Source organism: Pauljensenia sp. UMB9872, assembly GCF_030212665.1.
Classification (GTDB): domain Bacteria; phylum Actinomycetota; class Actinomycetes; order Actinomycetales; family Actinomycetaceae; genus Pauljensenia; species Pauljensenia turicensis_B.
The window spans coordinates 96082-103365 of sequence record NZ_JASOER010000007.1; the positions used below are offsets into that span (position 1 = coordinate 96082).

At 54.6% G+C, this 7284-nt stretch carries 7 protein-coding genes and 2 tRNA genes; 5 read left to right on the forward strand and 4 right to left on the reverse strand.

Going from position 1 to position 7284, the window contains the following annotated elements:
- Positions 1–46 precede the first annotated feature (46 nt).
- From QP109_RS04300 to QP109_RS04315, 4 genes are read left to right on the forward strand one after another with little or no spacing between them, the layout of a single operon-like run.
- The gene (locus QP109_RS04300; RefSeq protein ID WP_285023511.1) at positions 47–1711 is read left to right on the forward strand and encodes an L-lactate permease; all 1665 of its coding nucleotides are present in this window, start codon (positions 47–49) and stop codon (positions 1709–1711) included.
- 15 nt (positions 1712–1726) lie between these two features.
- Positions 1727–2515: a (Fe-S)-binding protein gene (locus QP109_RS04305; protein ID WP_285023512.1), complete on the forward strand. Its 789-nt coding sequence runs from the start codon at positions 1727–1729 to the stop codon at positions 2513–2515.
- Entirely contained in the window at positions 2516–4081 is a 1566-nt protein-coding gene (locus tag QP109_RS04310) for a LutB/LldF family L-lactate oxidation iron-sulfur protein (protein ID WP_285023513.1), read from the forward strand.
- Complete coding sequence (locus QP109_RS04315) at positions 4078–4704, forward strand: LutC/YkgG family protein (protein WP_285023514.1); 627 nt, start codon at positions 4078–4080, stop codon at positions 4702–4704. Before QP109_RS04310 ends, QP109_RS04315 begins: the two co-directional genes overlap by 4 nt.
- A 134-nt stretch (positions 4705–4838) precedes the next feature.
- On the opposite strand, the gene QP109_RS04320 is transcribed toward QP109_RS04315, so the two are convergent.
- The 4 genes from QP109_RS04320 to QP109_RS04335 form a co-directional block, all read right to left on the reverse strand.
- Positions 4839–5051: a helix-turn-helix transcriptional regulator gene (locus QP109_RS04320; protein WP_285023516.1), complete on the reverse strand. Its 213-nt coding sequence runs from the start codon at positions 5049–5051 to the stop codon at positions 4839–4841.
- Entirely contained in the window at positions 5048–5212 is a 165-nt protein-coding gene (locus QP109_RS04325; RefSeq protein WP_165778169.1) for a hypothetical protein, read from the reverse strand. Before QP109_RS04325 ends, QP109_RS04320 begins: the two co-directional genes overlap by 4 nt.
- A 321-nt stretch (positions 5213–5533) precedes the next feature.
- The gene (locus QP109_RS04330) at positions 5534–6433 is read right to left on the reverse strand and encodes a tyrosine-type recombinase/integrase (RefSeq protein ID WP_285023517.1); all 900 of its coding nucleotides are present in this window, start codon (positions 6431–6433) and stop codon (positions 5534–5536) included.
- 431 nt (positions 6434–6864) lie between these two features.
- Positions 6865–6935, reverse strand: a tRNA-Gly gene (locus QP109_RS04335).
- Positions 6936–7065: 130 nt separating this feature from the next.
- Here QP109_RS04335 and QP109_RS04340 point away from each other — a divergent pair.
- Positions 7066–7139, forward strand: a tRNA-Pro gene (locus QP109_RS04340).
- The last annotated feature ends 145 nt before the right edge of the window (positions 7140–7284 follow it).

Here is a 7284-nt window from a genome sequence, read left to right on the forward strand (position 1 = left end):
CAGATAGGTTAAGACGCAACATTGGTCAACAACGAGGTTCCATTCCATGCTTATATCACTGACGGAAACTTTCATCCCGTCTATAACTGCGATCGGTGGTTCGCTGACCATAACTGCCCTGGTCAGCCTCCTCCCACTTGTCTTCTTCTTTGTTGCGCTAGGAGCTTTTTCATTACCTACCCACTGGTGCGCCGCTGGTGCGCTAATAATCGCTCTATTGGTAAGTATTCTTGGGTTCAACATGCCTCTTTCCATGGCGGGCATGTCAGCTGTCGAGGGCGCAGCATTTGGCCTCATACCAATCATTTACATAGTTGTGATGGCAGTGTGGCTGTATAACCTGACGGATCGCTCGGGGCGCGCAAAGGATGTGCAGGCAGTCTTTTCTGCCGTTGGTAAGGGAGACATGCGCATCCAAGGCTTGCTTATCGGATACGCCTTTTGTGGCCTGCTCGAGGGGCTGGCGGGATTCGGCGTTCCGGTGGCGATCGCGTGCACGATGATGTGGGCACTGGGGCTGCATCCCATCCGCGCGGCAATTGCGGTGATGGTGGGCAACGCCCTCAACGTCGGTTTTGGGGCCATGGCTATTCCGGTGACAACGGTTGCCAAGCTGGGCGGCGACGACGCCGCCTTGGTAGGTGCAACGATGGGGCGTATTACCCCTATTCTCCTTAGCGTCGTTCCATTCTTAATGCTATTCATCTTGGATGGCTGGCGCGGAATTAAAGAAGGGTGGCTGGCCGCTCTGGTCGCCTGGGTCGGTATGGGAACGGGCGTGTATCTGACGTCCAACTTCCTCTCCTACGAGTTAGCTGCCGTTGTAGGCTCTCTACTTTCATTCGCGCTTCTGACACTACTGCTTCGCTTCTGGACGCTGGCAACGCCCGAAGAGTTCCGCTCGCCGCAGCCGACTGAATCTCTGTCTGGTTCACGAGTCGCACTGGGCTTGCTGCCGTACTGGCTGGTGGTAATCGTTTTTGCGGTGGCAAAGCTGTGGAAGTTAGGCGTGGACATTCCAGCGACGCTCAGTGCAACCGACATCAAGTTCACATGGCCTGGCTTGTCCGGCGTGCTAGGAATGGACGGTCAACCCAATGCGTCTGTAACGTTCACCCTCCCGTGGCTTTCCTCGCCGGGCACCATGTTGCTACTTACCGGAGTCGTGGTGGCATTCGTGTACTCGCGCAGGACATCGGGCGGACGGTTTAACCTGCCATTCAAACAGGGGATGAGGACGTTGCTATCAACGGTCTACAACTTGCGCATCGCTATATTGACCATCTGCCTGGTGATGGCTTTGGCTTACGTAATGAATTTCTCGGGCCAGACCGTAGCGATCGGCGCATGGCTTGCAGCCACAGGAGCTGCTTTCGCGTTCCTATCCCCGTTCCTCGGTGGTATCGGCACGGCTGTCACCGGCTCGGCCACCTCGGCTGGCGCGCTGTTTGGTAATTTGCAGGCAACCGCCGCGCAAACCGCTGATCTTCCCGCTCGTCTTCTCCTAGGCGTAAACGAGGTAGGCGGAGGCATCGGCAAGATTGTTTCACCACAAAACCTTGCCATCGCTGCCGGTGCTGTGAAGTCGGAGGGCTCCGAGTCTGAGATTTTGAGAAAAGCCGCTCCTTACTCTCTAACTCTGCTGGTACTCCTAGGTCTTATTGCTGTTCTCGCTTCCAATGGAATCCTCGGATTCCTTATCGCAAGTTAAAGAAAGGAATCCTTAATGAAAGTCGCGATCTTCGCAACCTGCATTAATGACGCGATGTTCCCGCAGGCCGCGCAGGCAACAGTTCATTTGCTGAGGCGTCTTGGGCATCAAGTGGTCTTCCCAAAGAATCAGGCGTGCTGTGGACAGATGCATATAAATACCGGCTACTATCCGGAGGCATTGCCGCTTATTGAAAACCACGTTCGCACGTTTGCGCCCGTTCTTGACGGCACGTGGGATGCGATCGTTGTTCCATCTTCGTCTTGCACAGGTTCCATCCGTCACCAACAGGCAATGGTGGCGCGCGAGCTTGGCCATGAAGATTTGGCACGCAAGGCTGAACAGATTGCTGAACGCACCTACGATCTGACTGAGTTCCTCGTAGACGTGCTCGGCACCACTGATGTGGGCGCATACTTCCCGCACCGCGTCACCTATCATTCAACGTGCCACTCGCTGCGGATTACCAAGGTGGGGGATCGCCCGCTCCAGCTACTCAAGGCCGTTGAGGGCATTGAGTACATTCCGCTACCTGAAGCCGATGTCTGTTGCGGCTTTGGCGGAACTTTCTCGGTCAAGAACCCAGAGGTTTCGTCCGCAATGCTCGCTGACAAAATGAGCAACATTAAGTCCACCGGCGCGGAGATTCTTGTTGCTGGAGACTATTCCTGCTTGATGAATATCGCCGGCGGGCTTTCTCGAACTCGTTCAGGTATTCGCGCCATGCATCTTGCGGAAGTCCTCGCCGGTAGCCAGAAGGATCCGTGGATTGCTCCCGCGACGAACACGAAGGTAGGTGCCTAGATGTTTGACAAGATCGAAGAACTTGGGTCGAAGTTGGGTTTGAACCCGGCTGAGTGGTCTAAGAATGATATTGAAGAGCAGGAACTCGGTTGGGTACCGGGACACCCTCTGCCGCAGGATCCGTTGCGCTGGGGTAAGAGCTTTACCGAGGGGTCCAAGGAGACGCTACGTAATACGCAAATGCGTCGCAATCTTGGTTATGCAACTGGAAAGATCCGCGCCAAGCGAAATGTGCGTGTTTCGGAGATGCCTGATTGGGAGGACTTGCGCGAGTCGGCCTCTAATATCAAGCGCAACGTGGCGGCAAACTGGACGGATCTGCTCGAACAGTTCGAAAAGAACGTAACGGCCCACGGGGGTATCGTGCACTGGGCCCGTGACGCTGCTGAAGCGAATCAGATTGTGTACGACATCGTTAAGTCGAAGCAGGTCGATGAGGTTGTCAAGGTGAAGTCCATGGCGACTCAGGAGATTAACCTGAATGAATACCTGGGCGAAAGAGGTATTCAGGCGTGGGAGACAGACCTGGCAGAAATGATCGTGCAACTGTCTGAAGACATGCCGTCTCACGTCGTTGTGCCTGCTATTCACCGCAACCGTGCCGAAGTGAAAGCCATCTTCGAAAAGCGGATGGAGAACGTGCCAGACAACCTGACGCACGAGCCTCGCGTGCTTGCAATGGCCGCGCGTGCGCATCTGCGCAAGAAGTTCCTCTCGGCCAAGGTTGCAATTTCGGGTGCGAATATTGGTGTTGCCGAGACCGGCACCGTTGCAATTTATGAATCCGAGGGCAACGGCCGCATGTGCCTGACCTTGCCGGAGACACTGGTGACAGTGATGGGTATTGAGAAGCTGGTTCCCACCTACCAAGACATTGAGGTGATCTCCCAGTTGCTTCCGCGTTCGGCTACCGGTGAGCGCATGAATCCGTACACCTCCTTCTGGACGGGTGTAACAGAAGGTGATGGTCCCCAAGAGTTCCACATTATTTTGATGGATAACGGCCGCACTAATGTGCTTCAAGACGAGGTTGGCCGTGAAGCTCTTAAATGCATTCGTTGCGCGGCGTGCATGAATATTTGCCCCGTGTACCGAGTCACCGGTGGACACGCTTATAACTCTGTTTATCCCGGTCCGATTGGTGCCATCTTGACGCCGCAGCTGCTCAATGCGAAGGACCGCAGGGATCCGGCTGCAACTTTGCCGTTTGCCTCATCACTGTGCGGCGCGTGCTTCGATGTGTGTCCGGTGAAGATCAATATCCCAGACATTTTGGTGCATTTGCGACACAAGTACACCGAAGCTAACCGCGGTGGAATACCTGACAGGTGGGATGTGGCAATGAAGGTGAGCTCTAAGGTCATGTCTTCAGGTAAGGGCATGCAGATGGGTGGAAAGGCCGCTAACGCTGGTCGCGTTGTGGCCGGATCCGATCGCAAGATTGGGTTCCTCCCGTTCCCGGTTGTGAAGGATTGGACTCGTACCCGTGACGTGCCTGCCCCGCCAGCACAGTCATTTAGAGACTGGTGGGAGGCCGAAGGCAAGAATGAAGGAAAAGGCAAGTGAGCGCAAAAAGTGAGATCTTTAGCCGTATCCGCGCCGCAGGCAGCATTGATGCTCCGCAAATCCCGCGCGATTACCGTTTCGGTAGTGATGCCCCACGTTCCGAGGTGGTTGATGAGATGGTTGATGCCCTCGTCGACTACACGGCGCAGGTTGAGCGCGTAAAGGCAGATGGCATTGAGGATGCCATTGCACAGTTCCTTGCCGATGCGAACAGCGTTGTGGTTCCTGCTGGTTTGCCCGAAGAGTGGGTGGAGGCAGCTGGTCGAGATGGTCGTGAAGTGAGGGTAGATGATCCAGCCCTTACAAATGACGAGCTGGATAAGACTGATGCGGTGGTGACCGCCTCCCGAGTGGCGGTGGCTAACTCGGGAACGATCATTTTGGACGCCGCCGCAGATCAGGGACGCCGCGCTATTACCCTCGTGCCGGATACGCACGTGATCGTGCTTCGCGCTGATGCGATTAAAGCCACGCTGCCCGAGGCTGTAGCTGTGCTGGCCAAGAATCCGACGCGCCCTACCACGTGGATCGCTGGCCCCTCGGCTACCTCGGATATTGAGCTCGTGCGCGTGGATGGCGTGCACGGGCCCCGCAATCTTCGGATTGTGCTGGTAGAGGACTAGCCTAAAGCACCAACGCTCCCCGAAAGTTAGGTTCTTCCAGGGCCTGGCTTTCGGGGAGCGCGCTTGTATCTCGCGGGCACGGCCTGCCCGGGTATTATTGGTGGTGCCTGACGGGTGTTTTTGCGTATCTGCCGTCAAATGGTTGGCTTTGACCAGTTGCCACGCCCCGGACGGCGAGCGTTCCACTCGTCGATTGTTTCGGGTAGCCACCCGAATGTGGGGCGTGGCCCTGATCCGATGATGACATCGGGCTCAGGGATTTTGTAGCGCGCTAGGGTGCCTGTTTTGACGCCGATACGTTGAGCGAACTCCGAGCGAGACAGGTAGACGGGTGTCTGGTCTGTCATTTCTTGTTCCTTCTCATGATGAATGCAATCAGGTAGATGACCCATGCGACGACAAGCAACGTGCCTGCGATTGCTGCGTAGACCGTATAGTCTTCAACGGCAAGCCAGACGATGATGCATGCGAGAGCGAGCGAGATCAGGATGTCCTTGATGTTGTTCATGTTGTGTGGTGGAATTTTTCGTAGGGTCGGTGGCCCGGAGTTGCTAGTGACATCTCCGGACCATCGGTCTCATTTGCGTTTGTTCCTCGATGCTTTGAATCACCTTGGCGCTTGCCTTGATGATTTCAGCGATCCCGAAGAGGATTGCCGCAATTCCTACGAAATCCATTTCCTTCACCTCCTTCCACCCCCCCCATTACACATGCCTATATATGTATGTGTCAAGTGTAGTCCACTTACTTATCCAGCTTTTCCACCATCACGAGCCAACGAGGCCAACAACAATGAAGCCAAAACATCACCTAGATCGCAAAGATATTTCTAGAACTTGAAAGCCTCCCCCGGCTTCCGCGTATTCTCGCGATCACGCTCAATCATTACATGCTGATACCGCGCGACCACCTCAGGGCTTCTATGTCGACCTCGTGCCATTATTTCCGCTTGCGTCGCCCCAGCCTGCGCATAGAGCGTCAAACCCGTATGCCTGAAGTCATGGAACCTAAACCCAGCCATTCCAGGAACGCATTCGCGCGCCGTACGCCAATACGCATCGAACGTACTGAACGCGATCGGAGAACGCTCCAGATGATTCAAAGTAAACAAGGGTGCATCCGGGTCATCCGGAACGTATAGGCTCAAATGCTCCTGCCCCTGCTTCGCAAACGGGTCAGGGACGGCAACCGTTCCACTACTCCCTGCTTTCGGCTTCGTATACTCAGAGCCTGCAACACCTTTACGATTCCACTGGCGTTGTACAGTCAATAACGCTTGTCCTTCTTTATTGAGGTTAATGAAATCTCGACGCTGAAGCCCTAGAACCTCACCTTTACGTAAAGCACATATTGATGCGAGATACACGGTGAGGCGCATACGCTCAGGCATACATTCCGCGAGTTGCTTCACCTGCTCAGGCGTTGCGAGATGACTCGAATCAATCGGCTCATAATTTCGAGCTCGGGGTATCTTCACCGTGAATGGCACTTGATCGAGTCCGCCAATGCCTTCTAGTGCGCCGTATCGGAGAAGGCTTCGCATGACGCGCGCGATATTGTTTCGCGCTCCCGGCTTACCGACAGCTAATAATACGTTCACATCCTGCTGATTAATGCTCAGAATGTCCCTGAATCCTATTTGCGACGTGATGTGCTTTTCCAGAATGTTCTGGTAGGTAACGATCGTTGAATGCATCCTACCAATGGCTCGCAGATGATCGAGCCACATCTCCCCTAGGCGCGCGATGTAATAATTTCTTTCGCACGTTCGGCTTCCTCACCTTCCTTCCGACGCTTACGACGTTCAACAGGTGTGATATACACCCCACGAATCATCTCTGACTTCGCAATCGCCATAGCGTTTTTGGCGTCTTTCAGATTGGAATACGAACCAATCAGATAGCGTTTGCCCTCAAACTGAAGCGAACGCGGTATTTTCCGCGGTATTCCTCGATTCCACGCGGTAAATGTGGCATTTCAACTTCATTGTTTGTGCCTGGTATCAATTTCAGTGGCTCGTGGTATCAGGCAGGCTTCATGCCAGAATGATACCAATTTCAGGCATCTAAACGGCTTTCGCTCTCACCCGCACCACCCCGCCACAAACGGCGTGATAGCAACGAAAAACCCCAATTCTCAACGAGAACCGGGGTTTATCAGAGCGGATGACGGGAATCGAACCCGCGTGATCTGCTTGGAAGGCAGAGGCTCTACCATTGAGCTACATCCGCAGACGCATCAAAGCGCGCATGGTCGATAGTAGCGGGTTTTCACGTCGATTGCGAAATTTAACCCTCTAGGCCTTATGATCTTCCATGTAGCATTTCGCTTCGGCGCCCTCAAACGCCGTTGCGTGTGTTTCGGGGTGTGGCGCAGCTTGGTAGCGCGCCTGCTTTGGGAGCAGGATGTCGCAGGTTCAAATCCTGTCACCCCGACAGTCAAAAAAGAGGCCGTGACCCGCATAAAGGTCACGGCCTCTTTCACTTCAATGCTCATGAAGCAAGGGTTAAGTAGCAGAAAGTGTGTCCGGTCGGCGTGTCGCCGTCGGGCGTATTTTTATTTGAGGGGTCCTTTCCTGAT

What these genes read in the sequence shown, in the direction of transcription:
- QP109_RS04300 (WP_285023511.1), top strand. Translation starts at nt 47, where the DNA reads ATGCTTATATCACTGACGGAAACTTTCATCCCGTCTATAACTGCGATC.
- QP109_RS04305 (WP_285023512.1), top strand. Translation starts at nt 1,727, where the DNA reads ATGAAAGTCGCGATCTTCGCAACCTGCATTAATGACGCGATGTTCCCG.
- QP109_RS04310 (WP_285023513.1), top strand. Translation starts at nt 2,516, where the DNA reads ATGTTTGACAAGATCGAAGAACTTGGGTCGAAGTTGGGTTTGAACCCG.
- QP109_RS04320 (WP_285023516.1), bottom strand. Translation starts at nt 5,051, where the DNA reads ATGACAGACCAGACACCCGTCTACCTGTCTCGCTCGGAGTTCGCTCAA.
- QP109_RS04325 (WP_165778169.1), bottom strand. Translation starts at nt 5,212, where the DNA reads ATGAACAACATCAAGGACATCCTGATCTCGCTCGCTCTCGCATGCATC.
- QP109_RS04330 (WP_285023517.1), bottom strand. Translation starts at nt 6,433, where the DNA reads ATGTGGCTCGATCATCTGCGAGCCATTGGTAGGATGCATTCAACGATC.